General features: G+C 67.8%; 21 protein-coding genes and 1 tRNA gene. 6 read left to right on the plus strand and 16 right to left on the minus strand.

All coding sequences use genetic code 11. The features are described from left to right. Positions 1-12 precede the first annotated feature (12 nt). Both RVX_RS01315 and RVX_RS01320 read right to left on the minus strand, forming a co-directional pair. Positions 13-837 carry an AraC family transcriptional regulator gene (locus tag RVX_RS01315; RefSeq protein WP_116306984.1) on the minus strand — a complete coding sequence of 275 codons (825 nt, stop codon included), beginning with the start codon at positions 835-837 and terminating at the stop codon, positions 13-15. A 24-nt stretch (positions 838-861) separates the two neighbouring features. Beyond that, the gene (locus tag RVX_RS01320; RefSeq protein WP_116306982.1) at positions 862-1,257 is read right to left on the minus strand and encodes a cupin domain-containing protein; all 396 of its coding nucleotides are present in this window, start codon (positions 1,255-1,257) and stop codon (positions 862-864) included. Positions 1,258-1,555: 298 nt separating this feature from the next. On the opposite strand from RVX_RS01320, the gene dinB reads away from it, so the two are divergent. Beyond that, complete coding sequence (gene dinB, locus RVX_RS01325; RefSeq protein ID WP_116307807.1) at positions 1,556-2,911, plus strand: DNA polymerase IV; 1,356 nt, start codon at positions 1,556-1,558, stop codon at positions 2,909-2,911. Positions 2,912-3,092: 181 nt separating this feature from the next. Here dinB and RVX_RS01330 read toward each other — a convergent pair whose 3' ends face one another. Genes RVX_RS01330 through RVX_RS01350 form a run of 5 tightly spaced genes read right to left on the minus strand, consistent with a single transcriptional unit; the run spans position 3,093 to position 7,643 of the window. Then, the gene (locus tag RVX_RS01330) at positions 3,093-3,866 is read right to left on the minus strand and encodes an aminotransferase class IV (protein ID WP_116307806.1); all 774 of its coding nucleotides are present in this window, start codon (positions 3,864-3,866) and stop codon (positions 3,093-3,095) included. Further along, complete coding sequence (locus tag RVX_RS01335) at positions 3,863-5,434, minus strand: chorismate-binding protein (protein ID WP_420192394.1); 1,572 nt, start codon at positions 5,432-5,434, stop codon at positions 3,863-3,865. Before RVX_RS01335 ends, RVX_RS01330 begins: the two co-directional genes overlap by 4 nt. Then, on the minus strand, positions 5,406-6,107 hold the full coding sequence (locus tag RVX_RS01340; RefSeq protein ID WP_116306980.1) for an aminodeoxychorismate/anthranilate synthase component II: 702 nt from the start codon (positions 6,105-6,107) through the stop codon (positions 5,406-5,408). The genes RVX_RS01335 and RVX_RS01340 overlap by 29 nt, the downstream gene beginning before the upstream one ends. 37 nt (positions 6,108-6,144) lie before the next feature. Continuing rightward, a complete protein-coding gene (locus tag RVX_RS01345; protein WP_116306978.1) occupies positions 6,145-6,978 on the minus strand; it encodes a polyphenol oxidase family protein in 834 nt (277 codons plus the stop codon). Further along, positions 6,969-7,643: a 5-formyltetrahydrofolate cyclo-ligase gene (locus RVX_RS01350; protein ID WP_116306976.1), complete on the minus strand. Its 675-nt coding sequence runs from the start codon at positions 7,641-7,643 to the stop codon at positions 6,969-6,971. The genes RVX_RS01345 and RVX_RS01350 overlap by 10 nt, the downstream gene beginning before the upstream one ends. Positions 7,644-7,871: 228 nt before the next feature. Between RVX_RS01350 and RVX_RS01355 the strand changes: the two genes are divergently transcribed. The 3 genes from RVX_RS01355 to RVX_RS01365 all read left to right on the plus strand — a co-directional run bounded on the left by RVX_RS01355 (position 7,872) and on the right by RVX_RS01365 (position 10,187). Next, entirely contained in the window at positions 7,872-8,549 is a 678-nt protein-coding gene (locus RVX_RS01355) for a metallophosphoesterase family protein (protein WP_116306974.1), read from the plus strand. A 282-nt stretch (positions 8,550-8,831) separates the two neighbouring features. Then, positions 8,832-8,908 (plus strand) — tRNA-Met (locus RVX_RS01360). A gap of 163 nt (positions 8,909-9,071) precedes the next feature. Further along, on the plus strand, positions 9,072-10,187 hold the full coding sequence (locus tag RVX_RS01365) for a Fic family protein (RefSeq protein ID WP_116306973.1): 1,116 nt from the start codon (positions 9,072-9,074) through the stop codon (positions 10,185-10,187). Positions 10,188-10,343: 156 nt separating this feature from the next. Here RVX_RS01365 and RVX_RS01370 read toward each other — a convergent pair whose 3' ends face one another. From RVX_RS01370 to adhE, 5 genes are all read right to left on the minus strand, one after another. Next, positions 10,344-11,207 (minus strand): NAD(P)-dependent oxidoreductase, encoded by an 864-nt coding sequence (locus RVX_RS01370; protein WP_116306972.1) that lies wholly within the window; start codon positions 11,205-11,207, stop codon positions 10,344-10,346. 318 nt (positions 11,208-11,525) lie between these two features. Continuing rightward, positions 11,526-12,362 (minus strand): DUF2087 domain-containing protein, encoded by an 837-nt coding sequence (locus RVX_RS01375; RefSeq protein ID WP_116306970.1) that lies wholly within the window; start codon positions 12,360-12,362, stop codon positions 11,526-11,528. Positions 12,363-12,589: 227 nt separating this feature from the next. Further along, positions 12,590-13,027, minus strand: coding sequence for a hypothetical protein (locus tag RVX_RS01380; RefSeq protein WP_147307531.1), 438 nt, complete (start codon positions 13,025-13,027; stop codon positions 12,590-12,592). Positions 13,028-13,617: 590 nt separating this feature from the next. Beyond that, positions 13,618-14,298 (minus strand): hypothetical protein, encoded by a 681-nt coding sequence (locus tag RVX_RS01385; protein WP_147307530.1) that lies wholly within the window; start codon positions 14,296-14,298, stop codon positions 13,618-13,620. Positions 14,299-14,700: 402 nt separating this feature from the next. Continuing rightward, positions 14,701-17,391, minus strand: a complete 2,691-nt coding sequence (gene adhE / locus RVX_RS01390) for a bifunctional acetaldehyde-CoA/alcohol dehydrogenase (protein ID WP_116306966.1) — start codon at positions 17,389-17,391, stop codon at positions 14,701-14,703. A gap of 508 nt (positions 17,392-17,899) precedes the next feature. On the opposite strand from adhE, the gene RVX_RS01395 reads away from it, so the two are divergent. Next, positions 17,900-18,979: a hypothetical protein gene (locus tag RVX_RS01395; protein ID WP_116306964.1), complete on the plus strand. Its 1,080-nt coding sequence runs from the start codon at positions 17,900-17,902 to the stop codon at positions 18,977-18,979. A 151-nt stretch (positions 18,980-19,130) separates the two neighbouring features. On the opposite strand, the gene RVX_RS01400 is transcribed toward RVX_RS01395, so the two are convergent. Next, positions 19,131-22,451, minus strand: a complete 3,321-nt coding sequence (locus tag RVX_RS01400) for a PAS domain S-box protein (protein WP_420192395.1) — start codon at positions 22,449-22,451, stop codon at positions 19,131-19,133. 117 nt (positions 22,452-22,568) lie between these two features. Further along, positions 22,569-23,447: an ectoine/hydroxyectoine ABC transporter substrate-binding protein EhuB gene (gene ehuB / locus RVX_RS01405; protein WP_116307804.1), complete on the minus strand. Its 879-nt coding sequence runs from the start codon at positions 23,445-23,447 to the stop codon at positions 22,569-22,571. A 320-nt stretch (positions 23,448-23,767) separates the two neighbouring features. On the opposite strand from ehuB, the gene RVX_RS01410 reads away from it, so the two are divergent. Beyond that, a complete protein-coding gene (locus RVX_RS01410) occupies positions 23,768-24,511 on the plus strand; it encodes a tetratricopeptide repeat protein (protein WP_230404703.1) in 744 nt (247 codons plus the stop codon). 88 nt (positions 24,512-24,599) lie between these two features. Here RVX_RS01410 and RVX_RS01415 read toward each other — a convergent pair whose 3' ends face one another. Further along, positions 24,600-25,448, minus strand: coding sequence for an NYN domain-containing protein (locus RVX_RS01415; protein ID WP_116307803.1), 849 nt, complete (start codon positions 25,446-25,448; stop codon positions 24,600-24,602). 161 nt (positions 25,449-25,609) lie between these two features. Then, positions 25,610-26,920 carry an NAD(P)/FAD-dependent oxidoreductase gene (locus tag RVX_RS01420; protein WP_116306960.1) on the minus strand — a complete coding sequence of 437 codons (1,311 nt, stop codon included), beginning with the start codon at positions 26,918-26,920 and terminating at the stop codon, positions 25,610-25,612. Positions 26,921-26,938: the final 18 nt, after the last annotated feature.

Consider the following 26,938-nt stretch of genomic DNA (forward strand, 5'->3'; position numbering starts at 1 on the left):
CGGATGTCGGCGCTACCCGCGCCGTTCCGCCGCGTACACCCCCGGCGAAATGCCCATGAGCCGCCTGAAGGCACGGTTCAGGTGGCTCTGGTCATAGAACCCCGCCGCCTGGGCGACCTCGGGCAGGGGCAAGGGGCCGTCCAGCAAGGCGCGCGCGTGGCGGATGCGCTCGCCCTGCTGGTACTCGTGCGGCGAAAGGCCGGTATGCCGCTGGAAGACCCGCTGGAAGTGGCAGGGCGACAGCCCGGCCAGCGCGGCCAGGTCGGCCAGCCGCAGCGGATCGGCATGGTGCGCGCGGATGTGGGCGGCAACCCGGTTGATGGCCGACGCGTGGCGTTCCGGCGGCAGTATCTCAGGGGGGGCGATGTCGGCATGGCGCAGCAGCGCGACGAGGAAGGCCAGCAGGGCCTCTTCGCGTTCCAGCGTCGAGGCGGGCCGGGTGAGCACGCCCAGCAGGCGGCGGAACTGCCGGGCCAGGGGGGCGTCATCCAGCACGGGGGACGCGAAGCGCGGGTGCGCGTTCGTCGTGCCCGTCAATTCGGAAGCCAGGGCGTGCACCCGTTCCGGCGGCAGGCTGAGCACGCGGTAGCAGTGCGGCCCCGTGGCCTCGCAGGCATGGCGCTGGCCGGGGGCGATCACGAACAGACCGTGCGCCGGAATGACGCACGACATGTCCGGCAGGCGCAGCACCCGTTGTCCCGCGTCCACCACCCCCACGCAGTAGCTGCCGTGGGCGTGGGCCGGAAAGCGCGCCTCCACGCCCCGGCCCAGCACGAGCTGCACGTCCGGCAGGTCCGGCACGCGCGGAAAACGGATGTGGGGATGTTGCGGCGTCATGCGCCTCCGGAGGCGGGCATGGGGTTACAGCAGCGCCGGAAAGAACTTGGCCAGCAGCCACAGGCCCTCGTCGCCTGCCTGAACGCGGTGGGCCGTGCCCATGGGAATGACGTTGACCGAGCCGGGGCGGTATTCCATGCCCTGTCCGGATACCTCGGCCCGGCCGGACCCGTGCATGACCTCGTGCAATTCCCATTGGCCTTCGTGGGCGTGCGTTTCAAGGGTGCACCCCGGCGCTACCCGCACCATGTGGCAGGACAACCGCCCCTCGGTGGACGCGCCGCGCACGAGGTGCTTCATTTCCACGCCCCGGAAGGACGGGTGTTGATTCCACGCCATGCCGTCGGCGTCGCGCCGGCCTTCGGGGCAGCCGATTTCCGCGTGGTCCATGCACTCGCCGAGATTTTCTGCCGTCTTCATCCGGTATTCTCCCGTGTATGGGCGCAGGGCGTCTTGCCCGCACCGGGGAAACCATACGTTCGGCGTGTGCGTGCGTCTTGGACGATCATGCGATCTGGAACCCTCCGGCAGGTTCCGTGTTGCCTGCCACATTCCGCTCCGTCCCGTCCACCGCCCGTCCCGCGGCCTGACCCGCGCCAGCCCTGCCAATCCTGCCAATCCTGCCAGTCCTGGCGGTCCTGGCGGTCCCGACGTCCGCGCCCCGCTTCCGGCCCCGCCCCCCCTCTGCTAGAAGATGGGCATGGCGCAACGCTGGATCATGCATATCGACATGGACGCCTTTTTCGCGTCCGTGGAGCAGATGGACGACCCTTCCCTGCGGGGCAAGCCGGTGGCCGTGGGCGGCTCGCACCGGGGGGTCGTTTCCGCCGCGTCGTACGAGGCGCGGCGCTTTGGCGTGCGTTCGGCCCTGCCCATGAGCACGGCGCTGCGGCTGTGCCCGCATCTGGTCGTGGTGCCGGGGCGCATGCGCCGCTACGCCGAGCTTTCGCACCGCATCATGGATGCGCTGCGCGAATTCTCGCCGCTGGTGGAGCCCGCCTCCGTGGATGAGGCCTATCTGGACGCAACGGGCCTGGAACGCTTGTTCGGCCCGGTGGAGACCATGAGCATGGCGGTGAAGGCCCGCGTGCGCGACGTGACCGGCGGGCTTACCTGTTCGGTGGGCGCGGCCCCGGTGAAGTTTCTGGCCAAGATCGCCTCGGACGTGAACAAGCCGGACGGCCTGTTCATCCTGTATCCGGAAGACGTGGCGGAATTTCTGCGCACCTTGCCGGTGGGACGCATACCGGGGGTGGGCAAGCGGTCGCTGGCCGCGCTGGAACAGCTTGGCGTGCGCTGCGCGGGCGACGTGTTGCGCTATTCGCGCGAGTTCTGGGAACGGCGCTTCGGCAAGGGCGGGGCGCACCTGCACGAGCGGGCCAGCGGCGTGGACCCGCGCGGGGTGGAGCCGTATTCCGAGCCCAAGTCGGAAAGCGCGGAAAATACCTTTGCCGAGGATACGAGGGACCGCGCCGTGCTGCGGCGCTGGCTGCTGGCGCAGGCCGAGCGGGTGGGGGCATCGCTGCGGCGGCAGCGGCTGGCGGGCCGCACCATTACGCTGAAGGTGAAGTACGCCGACTTCCGGTCCATAACCCGCAGCCACAGCCTGCCCGAGCCCACGGCGTCCACCGAGACCATCTTCGACGAGGCGTGCCGCCTGCTGGACGCGCTGGAACTGGCGGACAAGGTGCGGCTGATCGGGGTGGGGGTGTCCAACTTCGGTCCGGCCAATCACGGGCCGCGCCAGCTCACCTTGCCGCTGGACATTCCCGGCAGGGGAAAGGGTGGGAAGGAGCCTGGCAGGGACGTCGTGGTGCGGGGCGCGGCCGGTGCATGCCGCGTGGGGACATCCGCCGAACATGATGAACTGGATGGGCCAGATGCGTTGGACGGGCCAGGTGGGCCGGACGGGCAGATCGCCTCCACCGTCGCAATTCCCACCGAATTCATCCCCGCGCCGGACGAGAACCGCCGCAAGAAACTGGACGCTGCGCTGGATGCCCTGCGCGACCGGCATGGACGCGAGGCCGTGGTGCGCGGACGCCTGTTCGGGTTCGATCCCCGAAAGAAGTAGATCGCGCCCGAGCGGGAAACAGAAGTGACCCTGTGGGGGCAGTGCGGCTGCATCGCGGTAACATGCAAGGTTTTTTTCAGTATAGCATCATTGAGAACGTTTTGGGGAAGATGGGAGGGGGTGCGGGGGAGGGAAGGAACCCCTTTTCCAAAAGGGGTTCCTTCCCTCCCCCGCATTGTGTTCATTCCCCAAGCAACACCGGGTTGCACCGCTGGCAGGTGGCGAAATCGGGCGCGAAGGCGTGCGCGCCGATGACGGTCACCGGGCGCATGCCTTGCAGCGAGTTCAGCAGGTAGGCGTGGCGGAAGGCGCGCAATTCCCCGGCGCGCACGGTGCAGTCGCGCACGGGCAGCAGGTCGCGCGCGGCGGCCAGGGTGGTGCTGGGCAGGCGGCAGCCGCCAGTGGGGGTGCAGAAGCATTCGCCGTCGCCGAACAGCAGGGCGGCGGTGGTGGCCTCCACCACGATGCCGCCGGGCTGGGTGAGCACCGCATCGTCCTGCCCCAGGGCGCGGGCGGCCCGGCGTTCCAGATAGCACAGCATGTAGTTCATGGATTTGTGCACCGCCAGCGAGCCTTGCGTGGCGGGCGCGGCCAGGCGCAGGCTGTAGGTGCGGTCCGGCGCGGGAGGGTCGTAGGGGGCGGCGGTGACGATGGGCGCGACGGCGGCGTCCTCTTCCTCCACCGGGGCGAAGATGTTCACCCGGGCCTGCCGCCCGCCAAGGCCGTTGGCCTGCACCACTTCCGCGATGACGTAGTCGTAGTCCACGGGCTGCGCGGAAAGGCCGAAGTGGGCCAGGCTGGCCTCCAGCCGCGCCACGTGCGCCGCAAGGCGGCTGGGCGCCCGGCCGTTCCACAGAAGGGTCTCGAAGAACCCCGCCCCGTACCGGAAGGCCGGACTGCCGATGTCCAGCCGCACCCCGCCCTCGTGCAACGCGCCGCCTTGCCAGTGGATCATGCGCATACCTCCCGGAAGTTGGCCCCCTTGGCCCATGTCTCCTCGTATTCGCTTTCCGGGTCCGAGTCCACGACGATGCCGCTGCCCGCGCAATGTTCGAGGCGGCCCGTGGCCGCGTCGTGCCAGCCGGTGCGGATGGCGATGGAGGCGTCCATGGCGCGGGCGTCGGCCATGGCCAGCAGGCTGCCGCAGTATACCTCGCGGCTGTGCGGCTCCCCGGCCTCGATGATCTCCAGCGTGCGCCGCTTGGGGCAGCCGGTCACGGAGCCGCCGGGAAAGGCGGACAGCAGCAGGTCCAGGCAGGTGCGGTCGGGCCGCAGGGTGCCGGTGACGTCGGAATACATCTGCACGAGGCCGCTGGCCGCGCCGCCCACCCGAAAGGTGGCGCAGTGGCGGGCCACGGCCACGCTGCCGTAGGCGCAGTCGGCCGAGATGTCGTTGCGCACCAGGTCCACGATCATGGACAGTTCGGCGCGCTCCTTGGGGGTGGCGGCCAGCAGGCCGGGCAGGCCGGAATGCCAGACAGGATGCGGCGTGCCGGGGCCGAAGGCCAGGGTGCCCTTGATGGGCTGCGAGAGCACGCGGGCCGGGCCGCCGCCCGGTGCATCCACGCGCAGGAAGCGCTCCGGCGAGGCGGAAACCACGTGGCGCGCTCCCACCCGGAACAACCCGTGGAAGGGGGCGGGCCGGGTGCGCCACAGGTGCAGCGACAGGGCCGCCGGGTCCAGCCCCGGCGCGTGCAGGCCGAAGCGGGTGGACAGGTTGCACTGGTAGGTGTCGCCCGCGCGGATGCGGCGCAGCACCTCGCGCACGCCCGCCGTGTATCCGGCGCGGTCCAGCGAGGGCGGCAGGGCGATGCAGTCGGTGGGGGCGGTAAAGGCGGGCGCGGGGCCGTCGGCCAGCAGCCGGGCGCAGCGGGCGGCAAGGTCCGGTGGCGCGTCCGGGTGGACGGAAAGGGTCAGCGCGCCGGTGGCCGGATTCCAGCGGGCCATGCCGTGGTAGCGGCGCAGCAGGGCATGCGGCAGCACGCGGGGCTTGGCGCTGCGGATGCCGAAGCGCGGCAGGCCGTAGGTGTAGGCCAGAAAGCCGAGGGCGATGTCGTGGTCGGCGCGGGCGGGCTGCCAGGGGAGGGAGGCGTCGTGGCGGCCACGGGCGGTTGCCCGGCCATCGCCGGGCGGCGAAAAGCCGAGAAAGCTGGCCAGCGCGGCGTCGGTGTGCGGGCCGGGCTCGTGGTCCGGGGGGGGGGCGCCGGACGTGGGGCCAGCCGTGTCGCCGGATGCGGGGTCGCCCAGGCACAGTTGCTCGCGCGGGCCGATGCCGACGAGGCAGCACGGGCCTTCACCCTCGCCGCCGGGCCAGACCGTCCAGCCGGGGGGCATGGCGGTGTGGACGTGGGGGGTGGCTGGCGCACCGGGGAACTGGGCAGAGGGGCCGGCATCCGCCGCGCCGGGGTCCGCGTGGTCGGGGTCCGGGTGGCACAGCAGCAGGTCCGCACCCTGCCGGGCGCAGGCCAGGGCAAAGGCCGCGAAGGCGTCGGCGTCAGCGCAGGCCGAGAGCGTGCAGCGCATGGCGTATCCACCACACCCCGTCCGGGGTGAGGAACGATTCGGGGTGAAACTGGTAGCCCAGCAGGGGCAGGCATTCGTGCCGGGCGGCCATGACCGCTCCCTGCCCGTTGCGGGCCAGCACGCGCATGCCCGCGCCCATGGCGGACAGGTGCAGCGAATGGTAGCGGGCCACGGTGCGGACCTGCCCGGCGTAGTGCAGCGTGTCCGGCTTGCCGTGCACGCAGCCCGGCAACGGCGCGGTGGCCCCGCCGAAATGGGCGTTGATGATCTGCAGCCCCAGGCAGATGCCCAGCACGGGCACCGGCACGGGACAGGGGGCGGCGCACGGGGGAGACGCCGGGGCTGCGGACGAGGCAGCGGCCGGTACGGCTGGCGGACGGGCGTCCCCCCCTTCGTCCGTGGCGCAAGGCGCGCGCGCCACCCGCGTGGTCTCGCCGCCCAGCAGTGGCCCGTACTGCGGATATTCCTCGGGCGTGCCGGGACCGGGAGAGATCACCAGCAGATCCCAGCGGACGGCGGGATTCGTCTCGCCGGGGACATGGGGCCAGCCGTCCGTGATCTCTTCCAGCCGATCCACCGGCACGACCATGGGCACGCAGCCGGTGGCGCCCACCAGCAGGTGTTCGAGATTGCGCGTGAAGCTGTCGTGGTTGTCGGCAAGCAGGATGCGCATGCGGTGGTGGTGCGGCCTCCGGTGGTGGCGGGCCGGTCTACCCCTCCATCCAGATGATGGACGCCTGCCGCCCGGTGGTGGCGGCGCGGCGGTAGGAGAAGAAGTCGTCGGCCAGGGTGTGGGTGCACAGGTCCAGCCCGTAGATGCGCTCCGGCAGCAGGCCCGCTGCGGCAAGCTGGTGGCGGGTCAGGGTCCACAGGTCCATGGTGCGGCTGGCCGAGCGGAACCAGCGGGCGAAGTCCTGCCCCCATTCCGAGGCGAAGTTGACGAATTCCGCCGCCGCCGGGCCAAGGCTGGGGCCGCGCACGGCCAGCACCTCTTGCGGGGGAAACCCGTAGCGCTCGCAAAAGGCGCGCACGCCCGACTGCGGAAAGCCGATGCGGTTGCCCCGCCACCCGGCGTGCAGCGCGGCCACGTACCTGCCGCTTTCATGCGCCAGCAGGATGGGTTGGCAGTCCGCCGTCTTGATCACCAGCCCCACGCCGGGGCGCGCGGTGGCAAGGCCGTCGGCCTGGGCCACCGGGGTTGCGGCCAGCGCGGCGGCAAGCTGCACCGGTTCCGGGTCGATGATCATGGCATCGCCGTGCACCTGCTTGGCCTCCACCCATTCGGCCAGGTCCAGGCTGGCGGCCAGGGCGGCGCGGTTGGCGGCCACGGCGGCGGGGTCGTCGCCCACCTCGTAGGAAATGTTGCCCCCGGCCCACGGCCCGTCAGAGATGCCGCCGCGCCGGGTCTGGAAGGCGCAGTGCACCCCCGGCACGCCGGGAAAGGCGAAGCGGATGCAGCGCGGGGTGACGTTATCAGGATTGGCGGCGGGGCCGCCGGAACGGGAAAGCGGCGGAAAGGCCAGCGACGGAGTGGTTACAGCCATGTCAGTCCCTCCTCGGTGCACAGTGCGTGGACGGGGCGGTCCCATGGGGCCACGGGCAGCGCCGGTACGATCTGGAACGCGTAGGCCAGCCCCACCAGCGCGGTGCGGGCCATGGCCGGGTGGGCCAGGAAACGGTCGTAGTAGCCAGCGCCGTGGCCAAGGCGGTTGCCCTGCCTGTCGAAGGCCACGCCGGGGATGACGGCAAGGTCGGGCGCGAAGGAGGACGCGGAACCGGACTCGGCGTCCATGTCGATGGCCGGGCAGCGGTCGGGGTTCGGCTCGGCGATGCCGTAGCGTCCGGGTTTGAGATCCGCCGCGCAGGCGCAGGGGGCCAGGCACATTTCGTTGTCGCAGTTGGCGGCGGGGGACGCGGAGCCGGATGTGTGGCCGGATGCGGGAGAAGATGTCACGCAGCGCGGCAGCAGCACCTGCTTGCCATGGGCCCAGGCGGCGTCCAGCAGGCGGGCGGTGGCGGTTTCGTTGCGCACGGCCACGTACAGCAGCACCTGCCGGGCGGCCTGCCACGCGGGGGATGCCAGCAGGGCTTCCTGCGCGGCATGGCCCAGGCGGGCGGCCTCTTCGGGGGGCAACGCGGCGCGCCGGGCCAGCATGGTGCGGCGCAGGGCCTGCCGGGCTTCGACGTCTGGCGGGGTGGAGTGCGTCATGATGGGTGCCAGGTTGGTGCCGCGCTGGTGCGAGGGGTTGGTGCCTGCCGGGCGGTGTGCCGGGTGCGTGGTGGAAACCGGGTGGGGCGGTGGACCGGAATCGCCGCCGATACGCCCCCGCAGGGTGTTTTGTCAGGTGGCGGGTGCGTGGTGTAGAGTGCGGGCGCGGGCGGTACCCGCGTTCCACTTCCCCCTCCCCGTCGCGCAATCTAACAAGGAAGGCACCGCATGCAAAGCGCACCCTACTGGATAGCGTTCGGCGACATCCACGACGACGTTTCGCCCCTCGCGGACATTCCCGGTCTGTCCGAGGCGGCGGGCGTGATCATTACCGGCGACATCACCGTGGTGGGCGGCGTGCGCCAGGCCGAGCGCGTGCTGGCGGCCGTTGCCGCGCGCAACCCGGCCATCCACGCCCAGATCGGCAACATGGACAAGGCCGAGGTGACCGACTGGCTGGACGGGCGCGGCTGGAACATCCACCGCGCCGCGCGCGAGCTGGCCCCCGGCGTGGGCCTGCTGGGCGCGGGCCATTCCACGCCCACCCCCTTCGGCACGCCAAGTGAGGTGCCGGAAGCGCGGCTGGCCGAATGGCTGGACGCGCTGCGGGCCGAGGCGGGCCGCTGGCCCCGGTTGGTGCTTGCCATACATACCCCTCCGAAAGACAGTCTGTGCGACAAGCTGGGCAACGGCGCGCACGTGGGCAGCCCGGCGGTGCGGGCGTTCATCGAGGCGGTGCAGCCGGACGTGTGCCTGTGCGGGCACATCCACGAATCGCGGGCGGTGGACCGCATCGGGCGGACCGTGGTGGTGAACCCCGGCGCGCTGGGCGCGGGCGGCTACGCCGTGGTCACCGCCCCGGAAGATGGCCCGCTGACGGCGGAACTGAAAGTGCTGCGGGGGTAGGCGGCCAGAGGCAGGAGGGCGGCGGGGACGCGCAGATTGTGCCGGTTGCCCCGGCGAAACGGCAGGGCGACCGGGAGCGAATGCCCGAGCCGGTGATTGTGCCGACATGCTGGCGCTGGCGGCAGACCGTTGTGAAGATTTTTATTCTGTGACACCAGTGTGTTGTCGCTCGTCGGCAGTCTTTTTTCGATTTTCTGTTGACACCGGGGGGCGACGGGCATACTTCTAACGACCCGACGGCAAGGCCCTGCCTACGCCGCCGGACCCGAATTCCGCAGGTGACGCGGGGTGGAGCAGCTCGGTAGCTCGTCGGGCTCATAACCCGAAGGTCGTCGGTTCAAATCCGGCCCCCGCAACCATATTTGAAGGCCCTGAAAGGCAACTTTCAGGGCCTTCTCCTTTCTCGTTTTTCACAAAGCATTCGGGTGCGGAGAATATGCAAGGTTATCTCCGCAATATTTGCGGTGAATCTCTTGTCCCTGCGGCGAATCTCCCCTATATTCTCCGCACGAGGTGCGGTGAATGTGCCCTTTTATCCACGAACTTCTTGATTGGCCCGACTTCCGTTGGGATAGCGAGCGCCTGGCCGCGCCGCTGGCTGCCGTGCGGCATCGGCAGGGGCGGCTTTTGGGGCGCATGGAAGCGCTCGGCTTTGCGTTGCGCGAAGAAGCCGTGTTGCGGACGCTGACCGAAGACGTGCTGAAATCCAGCGAGATCGAGGGCGAGGCCCTGGACCGGGAACAGGTGCGGTCCTCCATTGCCCGGCGGCTGGGCATGGATGTGGGAGCGCTGCTGCCCGCCGACCGGGACGTGGAAGGCGTGGTGGAAATGATGCTCGATGCCACACAGCAGTTCGGGGCCGCACTGACCGAGGACAGGCTGTTCGGATGGCATGCCGCCCTGTTCCCGACCGGGCGCAGCGGCATGCGCAGGATTGGCGTGGGTGCCTGGCGCACCGATGCCACCGGCCCCATGCAGGTGGTGTCCGGCCCGGTGGGGCGCGAGCGGGTGCATTTCGAAGCCCCCGCCGCCGCCCGGCTTTCCGCCGAAGCAGCGGCGTTCCTGCACTGGTTCAATGATGGACCGCCGCTGGACCCGGTGTTGAAGGCAGCCGTCGCGCATTTGTGGTTCGTCACCCTGCATCCGTTCGATGACGGCAACGGGCGCATGGCCCGCGCCATCGCGGACATGCAGCTTGCCCGCGCGGAGGGCAGCCCCCAACGCTTCTACAGCATGTCCGCGCAGATACGGCAGGAACGCAACGCCTATTACGCCATTCTGGAAAAGACCCAGCGCGGCGACATGGACGTTACCGGGTGGGTGCTGTGGTTTCTGGAGTGTCTGGGCCGGGCCTTTGACGGCGCGGAGCGCATTCTTTCCACGGTGCTGGGCAAGGCGCGGGTATGGGACGCGCTGGCGGGGCACCCTCTGAACGAGCGCCAGCACAAGGTCATCAACAGGCTGCTGGATGGATTCGAGGGCAAGTTGACCACGTCCAAGTGGGCGGCGCTGGCCAAGACATCGCCCGATACGGCCTTGCGCGACATCAGCGATCTTGTGGTGCGCGGCATTCTGGTGAAGGATGCGGCGGGCGGGCGCAGCACCAGCTATTCGCTGGTGGAGTTTGCCGACGGGTAAGCCAGTGATGTGTTTTGGCGATGCAATGTGAACGGGCCTTGCGGTTGATGCCGCAAGGCCCGTTGCTTTCGCATACCAGCGTGTGGGGTTGATCGATCGTGAGGCAGGATTGTTGCGCACCCCCTCGGCGGTATGCCCCCCCTGCCCCCGGCCGCACTACGCCCGGAACAGCTTCACCACGCTGGTCAGGTTGGCGTCGCCAAGGCCCTCGTCCATGCCGCGTTGGAATACCGAGCGCGCGGCGGCGATGGTGGGTGCGGCATCGGGCGAACCGGCGGCCTTGAGCGCGTAGCCGAAGTCCTTTTCGATCAGTTCCACCGGGAACATCACGGGGGCCTCGCCCGAAAGCAGCGCGCCAATGGCCCGCTGGGCGTAAGGGCTCCACACCGCCGTGGTGGCGATGATGCCCATGATCTTCTGCGCGTCCGCGCCGTTGCGGCGCAGCATGCCGATCAGTTCGGCGATGGCGGTCACCTGGATGCCCAGCAGGGCGTTGGTGGCCAGCTTGGTCAGCGCGCCCGTGCCGATATCCCCCGTGTGGTTCACCGCGCTGCCCATGGACAACAGGACAGGCTCGGCCTTCTGGCAGGCGTCCGCGCTGCCGCCCACCAGAAAGATGAGCTGCGCGGCGTCGGCCTGCGGCAACGACCCGGAGACGGGGGTTTCCAGCAGGGGCACGCCCCGGCTGGCCGCCTCCGTGCCCAGTTTCTTGATCCAGTCCACCGACAGGGTGGAACTGTCCATGGCGAGGGCGCCGGGCCGCATGCCCGCGAAGGCTCCGGTTTCGGCGTCCAGCCAGACCCTGGCGGATGCGGCGTCGTCGCGCACCATGGCCAGCACGAAGTCCGCCCCGGCGGCGGCATCCCTGGGAGTGGCGGCCTGCGTGGCCCCCAGGGCAATCAGCGGTTCCGCCGCCTTGGCGGTGCGGTTCCAAACAGTGACCTGATGCCCGGCCTTCAGCAGGTTGGCGGCCATGCGCCTGCCCATGGCTCCAAGGCCCAGTACGGCGATATGCGACATGATGGTGCTCCTTGGCTCGATGATGATTGGCCGCGCCCGTGCGGGTGGACGGCATGGACGGGGCGGGCGGACGGGAGACGATGACAAGTGCCCGTGGCGTGCCGCCGCATCGAGTAGCGGCCTTCGTTCAGTATAGGACGCCTGACGCGCTTTACAATACGAAAAGGCGGACCGTGCGACTTTGTGCCCGTATGAACGGGGGGAAGCCGTGCGGTCCGCCTTGTGTGCGTGTGTGGTTGTCGCCGGGATGGCGGTGGCGAGGGCCATGCCGTCTCGAACGGGCAGTGCGTTCTGGCTGTGGCGTGCGCCCTGTGCGATTTATGCCGTAGTCGCGCCGCGTCCGGCTGACGGGGCGTGGGCCGTCCGCCGCGCGTGCCGTTCACGGTCCCGCAAGTGCTGGAGCAGGGCCAGGGCCTCTTGCGGGGGGCGCTGTTCCACGCGGCGGTACTGGCGGCCATCCGGGGTGCGGGTGGCCATGCCCAGGTCGCACAGCCAGCGGCGCAACAGGGCATGGTCGCCGAAGTGATGGCAGGCGCGCAGGGCGTCGTCCATCTGGGTGCCGGTCAGCTCCTGCCCGGCGGGCAGGCGCGACCACACCCACCACAGGCAGAGCCGTTGCAGGCTGACCTTGCCGGGCCAGCGGGCCAGCAGCCCGTCCGGGCCGAAGTGGCGGGCGGCGCGTTCCACGCGGCGCAGGTCCACCGGTTCTTCCGGGGCGGCGGGTTCCGGCGCGGCAAGGCGCTCCAGCCGTTCCTGTGCCGCGAACTGGGCGCGATAGTGCTGGAAGTTGCGATACCCCACGGCGCGGACCAGCATGTTCAGCAACAGGACATGGCTGACGGGGCTGACGTGGCCGGGGGCGCGGGGGGGGGTATGGGCCGGGCCGGACGCGCCAGATGTGGGGGGCGCATCCGGTGCGTCAGTTGCGCAAGGCGCGCCGAGTGCATTCGCGGGAACGCACGCGGCATCACCGGCGGAACCGACAGTGGGGCCGCCAGTGACATCGTGGGCGGGGCTGCCGCACGCATCGTCAGTCGGGCGGGCACCACGGCCTGCCTGTTGCGACGACATGCCACAGGCCGCCAGTTCGCGGTGCAGCGAACGGGCCAGCGCGGATACGTCCTGGGCGATGAAGGGAAAACGGGGTCTGGACATCACCTATCCTCTCGACGTGCCGATCCGGATGGGGTGTCGATGGTCACTGGCTTTCGACGCGGCACGAGGCAGGTGCGTGTCGGGATGGAGAGATGGCAGGTTTAGCTTCCCGCAGGGGGACAGTGACGCCTTGGTGAACTGCCGACCGGTTCACTGTCTACACCGGGGCGCGGGGTTTTTCAAGCGGGGGATACGCCACGCGCCAGTTGGCCGGGGGGAGCACCTCGCTATGGTTGCAGGTCGGACGTCCATGAGAGGATATCCTGGGAAGCAGTCACCTCGTGCGTATCTTTTAGCTCTTCTTCAAGCCGTTTATATAATGAGAAACATTCCTGATGAATCGCCAGATCAAGGGTTGTATTTGCTTGGGCATCTGAAAAGCCGGAATCCGGAGGGTATCTTTGGTCAAGCATTGCCTGGTATATTCTGTCAAATTTCATGATGTCATGCTTGAGGTTTGCGCTGATGGGCAGCGAAGCTGGGGCAATGGGTTCATATATTCCATTTGGAGTGTCTTCCAGCTTCCATATGGGCCATGTACACCATTCCGGCATGAACTTGATGCGAATACGCTTTGAGTTGTTCAGGATAGTGCCATTGTTTGCTTCATCTTCATTTTCATATTGTTTTTTGTGGAAATAATGCCTTAATATGTATTTTATCATGGTTTTAATTGTGCGGTCTTTTATATAATTCTACTGTATAGTTCTAGATCTATTCTGTTCTTTACACGAAAGAAAAGGCGATGGTCTTGCTCTTCGTATTCATTTATTCCATAGTAGTGCTTAATGCTGCATGTAAGTTCATGATATCCGATCAAGCAAGTTATTTCACAGTGTTCGTAAAGATGATAGTAATCACTGTCATACATAGGATTGCATATTTGAAATTCCTTTGGAAGTGTCGGCTCTGTGATTTCGAAGAACTTTGACGGAACGAAGCATGGTGACCATCCAGTTCTGCATATGAGGTATTCGACACGGTTTTTTATGAACAATATTCCGTATACTCCGTATGGCACGCCATCCCTCTTCAAGAAATAATACATGCCCGTGTCGTCGGAAATTTTGGGCATGGGTGGCGTTCGCGTCTGTGAATAGTGCAGTGCAGTTACAAGCATGTTTTATCCTTTTTGACGTGTGCTTCGCATTGTACCCCGTGATGGGTGGCTGGGGCGCGGGGCGTGGCTGGCGAAGTGCCGCGTTCGGCGCGCCCAGCCTATCCGCAAGGCGCGGATAGGCTGGGAGGCAGCCGGTCATTTTCTTGGGGAGTAGGTGATGCGCTGCATCCGTTCCACGTTGGCGGCCAGAGTGGCCTCGTCAGCGGGCCAGGCCGGAGTGCCCCTGTCCTGGCTGGGGGCACGCCATGCCTGATAGACCCTGACGTATGAATTGCCGGTGCGGGTCATGAGCAGGACGCCGCTTTCGCTGTCCTTGCCGTCCTTTGCCAGTCCGTCGGCCAGGGTGTCGCAGTCGAACGTCGCGATGGCCTTGTCCTTTTCGGCGGTTACCTGCTTGATGCGCGCCTGCGTCTTGCAGCCCTTGGCCAGGGCGTCCGTCGACTCGGCGATGAAGTGCGGCATGTCGTATCCGGCCTTCTGCCATCCGTAGACACCGTAAAGTGTGGACCAGTTCTCGAATTCCTGATCCTTGGGAATCTGTTCAAAGGTGTAGCTGCTGGCGCTCTGGTTGCGGAACGTCTTGATGTTGGCGAGATCCTTGATGGTGGTTACCCAGTGCGGCGTGGGAAAGGCCAGAACCCCTTCATAGATGGCCATGGTCATCATGATCGAGAAGGGGGCGTTAGGGGTGGTTGGGGCCGCGCTTGCCGTGGCGCCGTTTTTCTGGGTGTTGGCCACGCAGGCGGAAAGCAGCAGGCATGCCGCCGTGGCAAGGCACAGGATTGTGCGCGGCATGCGGAGCGGATTGCGTAACATGGATATCTCCTTGCGGCAGGGTGAAGGCTGGCCGGAGTACGGCCTGGGTCGCTTAGTTGTTTTCTGGTGAAGCCGTGTGTAAGCGATTACTTTTGTGTGTTGCTAAATGTCAAGGCTGTGCGATATTTCATTGCATTGATCTATGTTCAGGGGTGACGTAGGCGGAGACCCGTCAATGCCAGGATGCAATTTTCGTAATTGCATGGTCTGATGCCGTGCGGTTCAGCCCCACTGCTGTAATTAACGCGCGGGGCATCCGGCATGCTTGGCCCACCCTTTCAGTTTCAGAAAACACAACACGGGGCATGCACCCCCAATGGCGCATGCCCGTGCATTCGTGGTGCTGTGGCGGTGCGTGGCGCGCCGCCGCTCCTTTTTCTGCTCTTTCCTTCCCCCTCCCCGCTACTTGGCGTTCGCGGGGGCCAGCGACGCCAGCGGCGCGCCGTAGTACGCCTTCAGGTACAGCTCGCGGATTTCGGCGATCAGCGGGTAGCGCGGGTTGCCGCCGGTGCATTGGTCGTCGAAGGCCTGCTCGGCCAGCAGGTCCACCCCTGCCAGAAAGTCCGCCTCGATGATGCCCGCCTCGCGCAGCGAACCGGGCACGTTCAGGTCGGCCTTCAGTGTTTCTATGGCCTGCACCAGCCGGGCCACCTTGTGGTCGCGGTCGTCGCCGCAGCCTTCGGTCAGTCCCAGCATGTCGGCGATGCGTGCGTAGCGCCCCTTGACGAAGGGGTAGCGGTACTGCGGCATTAGCCCCTGCTTGGTGGGGGTGTCGGTGGCGTTGTACTCGATGACGTGCGAAAGCAGCAGCGCGTTGGCCAGGCCGTGCGGCATGTGGAACGCGGCCCCCAGCTTGTGCGCCATGGAATGGCACACGCCCAGGAAAGCATTGGCGAAGGCCATGCCCGCAATGGTGCCCGCGTAGTGCATCTTTTCGCGGGCCATCACGTCGCGCGCGCCATCATTGTACGCCCGGCGCAGGTACTTGAAGATCAGCCGGACGGCCTCCAGCGCGTTGCCGTCGCTGAAGTTATTGGCATAGGTGGAGGTAAAGGCCTCCACCGCGTGGGTCAGGGCGTCCAGCCCGGAATGCGCGGTAAGCGTCTTCGGCATGTCCATGACGAATTCCGGGTCCACGATGGCCATGTCCGGCGTCAGTGCATAGTCGGCGATGGGGTACTTCATGCCCGTGGCGTCGTCGGTGATCACCGCAAAGGGCGTCACCTCAGACCCGGTGCCGGACGTGGTGGGCACCGCCACCATCACCGCCTTCTTGCCCAACGCTGGGAAGGCGTAGACACGTTTGCGGATGTCCATGAAGCGCATGGATATTTCCTCGAACTTCAGGTCCGGCTGCTCGTACATCAGCCACATGATCTTGGCCGCGTCCATGGGCGAGCCGCCGCCGAGCGCGATGAACATGTCCGGCTGGAACGAGCGGATGGAATCGAGCACGGCATAGGTGCTCGAAAGGTCGGGGTCGGGCTGCACGTCGCTGAACACCCGATACTGGATGCCCAGCTTTTCCAGAACGCTCGTCACCTTGCCCACGTGACCCAGGGCTTCCATGGTGCGGTCGGTGACGATGAAGGCGCGCTTTCTGTCGCGCATGTCTTCCAGCGCCAGGCGCAGCGCCCCCATCTTGAAGTAGATTTTCGGGGGCACCCGGAACCACAGCATGTTCTCGCGCCGTTCGGCCACGGTCTTCACGTTCATGAGATGCTTCACCCCGATGTTTTCGCTGACGGAATTGCCGCCCCATGAACCGCAGCCCAGCGTCAGTGAGGGCGCCAGCTCGAAGTTGTACACGTCGCCTATGGCCCCCTGCGACGAGGGCATGTTGATGAGTGTGCGCCCGGTGGTCAGCACGTCCTGGAAGTGGACGATGCGGTCGCGGTTGGCTTCGTCGGTGTACAGCACGGATGTGTGCCCGGCCCCGCCCAGTTCCACCAGGCGCTGGGCCATGTCCACGGCGGTGGCGAAGTCGGGCGCGCGGTAGAAGCCCAGCACGGGCGAGAGTTTTTCGTGCGCGAACGGGTCCAGCGGGTCGATGGCGTCGCGTTCCGCGATGAGGATCTTGGTGGCTGGCGGCACGCTGATGCCCGCCATGGCCGCGATTTCCGCCGCAGAGCGGCCCACGATGGCCGCGTTGAGCCTGCCGTCGGTGAACACCACGCCCGCAAGGGCCTCCGCTTCCTGCGGCGAGGCGAAGTGGCAGCCGCGCGCCGCGAATTCGGCTTTCACCGCGTTCGCCGCCGCGTCTTCCACGATCACCGCCTGCTCGGAGGCGCAGATCATCCCGTTGTCGAAGGTCTTGGACAGGATGATGGAATTCACCGCCATCTTCACGTTGGCGGTGGCGTCCACCACCACCGGGGTATTGCCCGCGCCCACGCCGATGGCGGGCTTGCCCGAGCTGTAGGCGGCATGCACCATGCCCGGCCCGCCGGTGGCCAGAATCAGCGCCACGCCCCGGTGCTGCATGAGCTGGCGGGTGCTGTCGGGCGTGGGGGCATCCACCCAGCCGATGACCCCGTGCGGCGCGCCCGCGGCCACGGCGGCCTCGTGCACGATGCGCGCGGCCTCCACGGTGCATTTCGCGGCGCGCGGATGCGGCGCGAAGATGATGCCGTTGCGCGTCTTCAGCGCCAGCAGGGCCTTGAAAATGGTGGTGGAGGTGGGGTTGGTGGTGGGGATGATGCCCGCGATGACCCCGATGGGCGCGGCCACCTCGCGGTAGCCGTTGGCCGGGTCGTCGCGGATGACCCCGCAGGTCTTGTCGTCCTTGTACTTGTTGTAGATGTACTCCGAGGCGAAGTGGTTCTTGATGACCTTGTCTTCCAGAATGCCCATGCCCGTTTCCTGCACGGCCATGCGGGCAAGGTGGATGCGCTGCGCCGTGGCGGCGGCAGCGGCGGCGTGGAAGATGGCGTCCACCTGCTGCTGGGTGAAGGTGGCGAAGGCGCGCTGCGCCTCGTTGACGCGGGTGACGATGTCGTCAACTGAGATGTTGTTTGGTGAGATGTCGTTTGGGGAGGTGGCGTCCGGCGTAGCGGCCGGTTCCGGGTGTCGTGCGTTGGGCTTCTTGCTCATGGGGGCTCCTTGCCGACGGAAAGGGCGGCGCCTGCCCGGCGGATGGGTTCCGGCGTCCGTTGCGCCGCTTGCGGGTTGCCCGTTGCCGCCGCCGAATTGGGATGGCGGGGGCTGCGTCTATATTTGTGCATGCAATCACTCTTGGGCAGGGGCGTCAAGACCGTCATGGTCCGGAATGGGCTGCGTGTCGGCGAGTGCAGGCTTGCCAGTTGGGAGTTGTGTAACCGTTTTGTGAATTGCGCTCCTTGCGGTATGTTTCGCGGGAGAGGCGCAGAAAATTCAGTATGATGAAATATGCACACGGTTGGCTGGCACCTTCCGCTCCGGATGGGGACAGTCCATTTTTGCTCGACGGGCGGGCGCGGGTTTGGCATGCTAGATGTGTGGATTCACGTTTTCGGCAAGTGGTGACGATGGGCGCATATAACCTGCCTGCCGTGCGGAATGCCCGCGTTTTAGGGCGGCCACGGGCCATGAGAGGCGGCAACGAAACAGCCAGGGAGGCCACATGAGCAACCATCAGACAGCGCAGCCGGATGTCACGGCGTTTCCGGGCGCGGTGGTGCAGTGCCTCCATCCGGGCGGCAGTCCGGCCGAGGTGCTGTTGGAAGTACGGATCGAACTGCCCACTCCGGCGGGCGTGCTGGTGCCCCAGTACGAGCCGGAAGACCCCCGCAGGCAGCGGGTGCAGCCGGTGGAACTGCACCCCGGCGGCGGGCTGAAGGCGGTGTCGTTGCAGGAACCGGCCGTGGTGGAAACACCCGTGGGCCCCATGACGGCGGAGCGGGTCACCTTTCACCCCGGCGGCGAGCTGCGCCGGGTGTTTCCGCTGGACGGCAAGATTTCCGCCTACTGGAGCGTGGAGAACGAAACGGCCCTGGCCGGGCCGCAGCGCATGGAAACGCCCATCGGGGTGGTCAGCGCGCGGATCATTTCGGTGCACTTCTTTCCGTCCGGGGCGCTGCGCAGCGTCACCCTGTGGCCGGGCGAGCGGGTGACCATCGCCACCCCGCAGGGGCTGGCCAGCGTCAGCGTGGGGTTTTCGTTCCACGAATCGGGCGCGTTGCGCTCGTTCGAGCCGGACGCACCCTTCGAGGCCAAGACCCCCGTGGGCACCGTGCTGGCCTTCGACACCGACCCCGAAGGCGGCATGGCCGCCGACCTGAACTCGCTGCAATTCGACGAGGCAGGCAACGTGACGGCCCTGACCACCGCCACCGACAAGGTGGTGGTGACCTGCAAGGCCGTGGCGGATGCAGTGCCGGATGGGAATGGTGCTGGCGGGAAGGGCCCGAACGGAATTGGCGCTGGCGGGGCCGGTGGGGACGCCTGGCCCGTCTGCTGCCCGGACTGCGCCCGCTGGGCCGCCGCCACCGGCAAGCCTGTGCGCCAGCCCGGACGGCTGGCCCTTGGCCCCGGCTTTCGTGAAAGCCTGTGCGGCACCACGCCCACCGATCTCGTGCCCCTGCGCATGGGCTTTACCGCCGATGCCGTGAGCCTGGACGGCCACGTTTTTTCCCGCGTCGGGCACGGGTTTTCCGTGTTGCGCGGGCTCATGCCCGTGGCGCGCACCACCTATTCGTGCTGAAGGGGCAGGCACCGGACAGGTCCACCGGAAGTCGCCCGGCAACATTCCGGTATCAAGCGAGATAGAACATGACGCGAGGCCAAGCTGAAGAACATCGCTTCGCCCCGTTGCGTGGTGCTGCTGCCCGCGGCACGGCGTGGTGTGCGCCCGCCTATTCCGCCAAGCCGCGCCGTGCCTGCATGGCGCGCAGGATGGCCCGGCGCAGCATGTCCATTTCCACGGGTTTGGCCACGTAGTCGTCCATGCCTGCTTCCAGAAAGGTTTCGCGGTCGCCCACCATGGCGTGGGCGGTCATGGCCACCACGGGGATGGCCGCGCGGGCGGCGAAGGCCGGGTCGGTGCGGATGGCGCGGGTGGCGGCAAGCCCATCCATGACCGGCATCTGCACGTCCATGACCACGCAATCGAACGTGGCGCGGCGCAGGGCGTCCAGCGCCTGCTGGCCGTCGGTGGCCAGGGTCACGGTCATGCCCGACTTTTCCAGCATGCGCTGCACGGCCAGCTGGTTCACGGCGTCGTCCTCCACCAGCAGCACGTGCAGTTCGGTGGGCGTTTCGGGTGGGGCGGCTGCGGCGTCCGCATCGCCCGCCCCTTCGGCCGGATGCCGGGTCCGCGCTGCAACACCCCGCGTGGCCTTGCGCCGGGCCGGATTCCGGTCGGGATGCGGCCCGGCGCCGGGCAGGGCCGTGGCGTCGGCGTGGCGGGCGGGCATGCCCCTGTCATCCCTGTCATCCCTGTCATCCCCATCATCCTTGCCGTGCCCGTCAGTCCTGACCTTCCCGGAGGGGGCATCGCTCCACAAGGCCTCGAAAGGCAGCGAGACGAAGACCGTGGTGCCCGCGCCTTCGACGCTTTCGAGCGAAAGTTCGCCGCCCAGCAGCGCCACCAGCCGCCGCACGATGGACAGGCCAAGGCCCGCCCCGCCGTGCCGCCGCACGTGCGAGCCGTCCAACTGGCTGAAAGGCTCGAAGATGCGCTCCTGGTGCGATTCCGGAATGCCGATGCCGGTGTCGCGCACCTCCAGCAGCAGGTGCAGCCTGGCGGGCCGGGGGACGTCCTGCGCGCCGCCGGGTCCGTTCGCGGCGGGCAGGCCCAGCGGGGTCAGCTCCACGGTCACCGAACCCGTGTCGGTGAACTTGATGGCGTTGCCCACCAGGTTGAAGGCGATCTGGCGCAGCCGGGCCTCGTCGCCCACCAGCCGCGCGGGCAGGCGCGGGTCGAGCCGGATGTCCAGTTCCAGCGATTTTTCGCGCGCGGGCAGCAGGAAGATGTCGCGGATGGACGCCGCCACCCCTTCCAGTTCGAAGGGCGCGCTGCGCAGGGCCAGCCGCCCGGCCTCCACGCGCGAGAGGTCCAGCACGTCGGACAACAATTGGGTGAGCCGCCGGGCAGAGGTGATGGCGCTGGTCAGGTAGTCCTGCTGCTCGTCGTCCAGCGCGGTGGTCTGCAGCAGTTGCAGCATGCCCAGCGCCCCGTTGAGCGGGGTGCGGATCTCATGGCTCATGTTGGCCAGGAATTCGGACTTGGCCAGGTTGGCGGTCTCGGCGGCGGCCTTTTCGCGCAGCAGCGCGGCCTGGGCCTCCTTGCGTTCGGTGACGTCCACGGCCATGCGGATCACCGCGCGGCGGCCGTCGGGCAGCGATCCCAGCGGCGCGGAGCTGAAATCCCACACCCGCGCCGCGCCATCGGCGCAGAGTACCGGGTGCTCGCCGTCTGCCCGGCGCGCGCCCAGGGCGTACAGGCTGTCGGTGTCGGCGGTGGCGTGGCCGGACGCCCTGCCCGCCATCCCGCCCGACAATGCCCCCCCCGCGCCCTCCACGCCATCGGACGCCCCGCCGCCAGGGGCGTGCACCGGGTCGTTGAGCATGGCCAGTGCTTCCCAACGGGCCAGGGTGGGCAGGCTTTCGGGGGGATAGCCGGAAAGTTCGCACCAACTGCGGTTCAGCGCCAGCACCGCGCCGTCTTCGTCATGGATCATCACCGGCACGGGGGCTTCCTCGATGGCGGCGCGGAACTGCCGCTCGCTGGCCAGCAGCCGCTGGCGCGCGGCGTACTGGGCGCTGACGTCGGTGAACACCAGCACCGCGCCGGTGATGTCGCCCGCCGCGTCGTGGATGGGGGCGGCGCTGTCCGCGATCTGGTACTCCGCGCCGTCGCGGGCCAGCAGCAGGGTGTCGTTGTGCAGTTCCACCACCTTGCCGGAGCTCACGGCGCGGGCTACCGGGTCCGCCACCGGCTCGCGGGTGCCGCCCGCGACGATGACGAACACCTCGCCGATGTGCCGCCCCCTGGCCGCGCTGAAAGGCCAGCCGGTCAGCCGCTCGGCCACGGGATTCATCAGGGTGATCCGCCCGGCGCGGTCGGTGGCCATCACCGCGTCGCCGATGGAACGCAGGGTGACGGAAAGGTTCTCGCGGCTGACGCGCAGGGCTTCTTCGGCCTGTCTGCGGGCGGTGATGTCGGAATGGGTGCCCACGAAGCGCAGGGGCGAACCTTCTGCGGTGACCGACATCACCTTGCCCCGCGCCAGCACCCAGATGTACGAGCCGTCCTTGCGGCGCATGCGGTATTCCGACTGGTAGACTGGGGTGCTTCCGGAAAGGTGCAGGTCGATTTCCGACTGCACGCGCGGCCTGTCGTCGGGGTGCACGCGGCCTTCCCACTCGCGCGGGGAGTTGCCGACCTCATGCTCCTCGTGGCCCAGCAGCCCCTTCCAGCGGGGGGACACGAACAGCTCGCCGGTCTGGAGGTTCCAGTCCCACACGCCGTCGCCCGGTCCTTCCAGGGCGAACTGCCAGCGCTCCTCGCTTTCCACCAGTGCCATCTCCGCCGTGCGGCGGCGGTCGGCGGCCAGCTTGAAGAGCAGGGTGAGCCCGCACAGAAAGCCCATCCACAGCACGAAGACAACCCGTGTCAGGCGGCTCTGGCGTTCGGTGTCCTCCACGAAGCGGGAAAAGACGCTGCGCTCCAGCGCGTCGCCCAGCCTGTCCAACTCCGTGAAGGCCCTTCGCTGCTCCAGGGCCAGCAGGGGGTGTTGCTGTTTTGGCGCGGCGAGGCGGGCGGTGGTGGCGCGGTCCAGCGCGGCGATGCCGTCGGCGTAGATGCGCAACTGGGCCACCAGCATTTCCGGCCCGTCCCCATGCAGGCCAAGACCGTCCAGGATGGCGCTGTCCGGCACCAGCAGTTCGTCCACCGCGTCGTACAGCCTGCCCGCGCCCTGTTCGAAATAGGCCCCGTGGATGCCTGGGGGAAGGCCGGAATCGCCCGCCAGCTGGCGTTCGGCGGCCAGTTGGCCCTTCAGCAGGTCCGCGCGGGCGATGCGCAAGGCCTTCACCACCGGCAGAAAATCGCGCAGGCTGGCGTGCCAGCCGTGATTCACCCACAGCAGCAGCATGCCGGAGCACACCAGCGCCAGGATGCCCCCGGCGATGGCGATGTTGCGGCTTTGCGAGATGGCGGGGCGTCTGGTCATGCCGTTGGGTCCTGTGGTCCCCGTGCTGCCCTTGCTGCGTGTGGGGCCTGCGGGTCTGGAGGTGCGGCGGGACGTCCGGGACGTCCGGGGTGGTCGGGGCGCCTGGACACGGGGGCGTCAGTCGCCGGGGTTGCGCCCGTCCCGGATGGCCCAGGGGGGCAGGGCGTGCTCGTCGAAACCGAAGGGCCGCACCAGTTCGAGGTGTTGCGGCGTGCCGATGAAGGAATGCAGTTGTTCGTTTACCTTTGCCGCCAGTGTGGTGTCGCCCTTGCGAAAGCCGAAGGCGCACAGCCCCGTGGCGGGTTTGCCCTCGATGAGCGGCTGGGTGAAGGGCTGGGCCGCCTCCAACTCGTCCGGATGCTGCCGCGCCAGCAACACCACCGTGGGGCCGGAGAGTGCCAGCCCGTCCACGCGGCCCTTGCGCACCGCGTCCATGCCGGCGTGCGCGTCGGACACCATAAGCAGCCGGTCCGGGGGCGTGCCCAGCAGCAGCAACTGGCGGTGTTCCACAGCGCCGTCCAGCACGGCCACGGTCACGTCCGTGCGCCCGGCCAGCCCGGCGTAGTCGTGCAGGCCGCGCGGGTTGCCCCGCCGCACCAGCATGCCCTGGCCCACGACGCTGGTGGGCTGGGAAAAGGCGATGCGCGCCTCGCGCTCGGGCGTGATGAACATGCCCGCCGCGATCATGTCGATGTGTCCGGCCAGCAGGTCGGGAATCAGGGCGTTGAAGTCGCCGAGCACCCAGCGAATGCGGGTGACCCCGGCGCGGGTAAGCACCGCGCGGGCCACCTCTGGGGCTTCGCCCGTAACGATGCCCTCGGGCGTGCGGTAGGCGTAGGGGGGTTCCAGCGCGTAGCCCACGCGCACGGTGCCTTCCCGCCATGCCGCGTCGGTGGGGGCGGGCAGTTCGACCAGCACGAAGAGCAGCGACGCCAGGGCGCAGGCCAGGGCGACGAAGCCGAGCAGGGAGGGGCCGGGGCCCGGAAGTCTGGGCATGACGTTTGCCGTGTCCTTGTAAGGGGCGTGCCGCGCGCGGCGTCGGCCGGAGCCGGTGATGCCGCCGCTGTGCCATACGGTGCCGTGCCGGAACATTATTCTTTGCCGCAGCAGGGGGCGGCGTCAATTGGGGTTTGCGCGTCTTTCCCCCGTATGCGCCCATGGGGTGGGTAGGGATAGCCCGACATGTGGCATGGGCTTTCCCGTAATGTTGCGTAACGGCCTTGACACAAGGGGTAAGGCAATGAAGTATGCGACAATCCACTGCCCCGGGGAGGGCAGTACACCGGGCGCGCGTGGCGCGCCGCAGGGGAGAATGCGTGCACGACGAACAGTATCCGATCATACTTGGCGTCTATTCATTGCAACAGGATGCCGTGGTTGGCATAGGCGGCACCGCGTCGCAGCAGCGGCAGGTTACCTATTGGTATGCACGCAAGCTGGACGCGAACACCTGCGAAGTGCAACCGCTCAACGTGCATCACGTACCCTCTGGCATCCGCAAGCACATGGAAGAGTTGGAGTTCTTGCGGGCGTACATGCCCGAGCCGCTGTACTACAAGAACCACACGGTGCCCGCGCTGGCGTCCCTGCACCGCAAGCTGGGCGAAGGGGAAGCCTGCCTTTCCGCGTTGCGCCTGGACGATGCGGAAAAGGCGTTCATCAAGGCGTTGATGATCGACGACCTGAACGTGCCCGCCAACTTCGGCCTGGGCGAGGTATACGCGGAGAAGAAGGACGCGGCCCGGCTGCGCAAGGTGCTGAACGTGCTCATGGGCAGCGACGAGGCGTTCCTGATGGAGCACCGGGTGCGCTTCAACAAGTTCGGCATCAGCCTGCGCAAGAACGGGCATTTCGACGATTCGCTGCGCTTCTACCACAAGGCGCTGGAATGCCGCGAGGACGAGCACCTGCATTTCAACATCGCGCGGGTGCACTTCGACAAGGGCGACACCGGGGCCTGCGTGGACCACCTGACCAGGGCCCTGGCCATGCGGCCCGACTTCACCGAGGCGCAGCGCTTCCTGACCTTCTGCGGCGGACGGGCCTACCCCGGCATGTAGCGGGGCGCGGCAGCGCCCAATTTTTTGCAGGGAACGGCAAAGGCCGCCACATCATGTGGCGGCCTTTGTTGCGTTGCGGGGGGGCGGTTTAGCTTCCGTTTTTGATGCGAATGTGCAGGTCCATGTTGCCGCTTGGGCGGGCCAGGGTCGCAAGTTCGAACTGGCCAGGGAAGGCGCGCACCAGTCCTCCGAACTTGGCGTGGCGGTACAGGCGCGCGTCGAACTGGGGATAATTCTTTAGAATATTCTGTGCTACGCTAGGAAGCACTGCCCATCCGTTTTCATCCGATGTGGCCTCTACCGCCTGTCGGATAAGCTGCACGGGATCGGGAAGTTCGTCTTGTTGCGGGGTGTTCCCTTCCGTCCTCCCCACGGCGTTGGTCTGTTTTCGGGTGGTGTTTTTGACTGTGGCGTCGGGCAAGGGAACGATTTGCTGCGCGGCCTCGGGGAGCAGCAATTCTACGTATATGAACCGCGTGCAGGCTTTGACGAAAGCTTCAGGGGTATGTCGGCGGCCAAAGCCGTAAACAACAAGTCCTTCCTCGCGCAGGCGGGCCGCCAGTCGGGTGAAGTCACTGTCGCTGGACACCAGGCAGAAACCGTCAAAGCGCCCGGTATGCATCAGGTCCATGGCGTCGATGATCAGGGCGCTATCCGTTGAGTTCTTGCCCGTGGTGTACTGGAACTGTTGGACAGGCAGCAGGGAATGGGCGTGCAGCAGGGCTTTCCAGCCAGTTAGGTTCGGTTGCGTCCAATCTCCATACACACGGCGGACACAAGCAACGCCGAACTTGGCAATTTCGACCAGCAGGTTTGGTGTGGCGGAGGGCTGGGCATTATCGGCGTCGATGAGCACTGCAAGTTTTCGCTGGGGCGCGTCCTCGGACAACGGCGTGAAGTCACAGGCTGCCCGTTCCGCGGGAAGAGAAGGCGTCATGCATACCTCGCATGGCATCGGCGTGTTGTGTATGTATTATTCTGTCATGGGGTGCGAGGTAGGGCAAGGTGCGATTGCGCGCGCTGTGTGGCACGGTTGAAGGTGATGTTCCGGTCGTGTCGCATTGGGTTGGTCGGTTCGGAGTAGGTTGGGGGGCAGGCTCAGTCCTCGGCGTCCCACGGGCATTTGCCGGACCGGGTGCCGCCAGGCGGCAGGTGGCGGCGTATGAACCGGGTGTCGATGGCCCGCTTGAGCAGGAAGGCGAGACGGCCACTAAAGCACAGCGCAGGAACGCCGGGGAGCGCAGGGATTGGCCGGTGCAGCACGCCTGTGCCCGCGCCGGTGTCCAGCACCAGCAGGTAGCCGGGCCGGGGGATGTACGGGGCGAGGCCGGGCTGGCCTGAAGCCCGTGATTTCCCGGTGGTCCGCCGCGCATGGCCATCCAGGCGCGCCGCCAGGTTGGCGGCCAGCACCGGTCCCTGGCGCACGGCATGCACGCCCACGCGGGCAAGTGGCGCGGGGGTGAAGTGGATGCAGTCGCCGCCGCCGAACAGGTCCGGGTGGTCGATGGATTGAAGGTGAGCATTCACCGCAAGCCCGCCGTCCGGTCCCACGGGCAGGCCGGATGCAGCGAACAGCGGCGGCGGGGCCACGCCGGTGGCCAGCAGGATGACGCTGGCGGGCAGGGTGCGGCCGCCGTCCAGCAGCAGGCCGTCCTTTGCAACGCGCACGGCGCGCGCACCCTCGATGATGCGCACCCCGCGCGCTGCGGCCGCGGTCCGGCACAGCAGCCGTGCCCGTTCCGGCAGGCGGGGCAGCAAGGTGCGCCCGGCGACAAGGGTCACCGAATCTCCTTCAGGCACGGTGGCTGCTCCATGGCCCCGCGCCCGTCCAAGACACACGGCGGCGTTGCAGGCCACCTCCAGCGCGGCCGGGCCGCCGCCCGCCACCACCACGTGCACCGGCCCGTGCGCGGCCTGACGCAGCAGCGCCTGCCGGGCGCGGTACAGGTTCTCGATGGGTTTTACCGGCAGCACCAGTGGGCCCCCGCCCCCGTCGCCGTCAGGCTCGCCAGGCCCGCCAAGCTCTTCAGAATTGTCAGGGCCGTCATTAGCCTGCCCTCGGCCGCCGGGAAGGGCGCGCGCCACCACAGACCCCACGTTGCACGAGCAGACGTCGTAGTCCAGCCGCAGGCCGGAGGCGAAGCGCACCGCCTTCTCCGGCGCGTCGATGCGCACGGCCGTGTCGGTGACGAAGGTTCCCCCCGCCGCCTCCACCATGCGCCGCACCGGCAGGGCCATGGCCTGCGGCGGGTACGTGCCGCCCAGCACGCCGGGGCCCATGCCGGAATAGCAGTGGCAGGGACCGGGGCCGACCACGGTCACCGCATGCCCGCGCGCCGTCAGCGTCGGAATGGCGCGGATGGCGTCGAGGTGGGCGTGCCCCGCGCCGAGCAGCAGCAGACGGGCCATGGAGCCTCCTTGGATGGC

Source organism: Nitratidesulfovibrio sp. HK-II (genome assembly GCF_003402415.2).
In the GTDB taxonomy this organism is placed as follows: domain Bacteria; phylum Desulfobacterota; class Desulfovibrionia; order Desulfovibrionales; family Desulfovibrionaceae; genus Cupidesulfovibrio.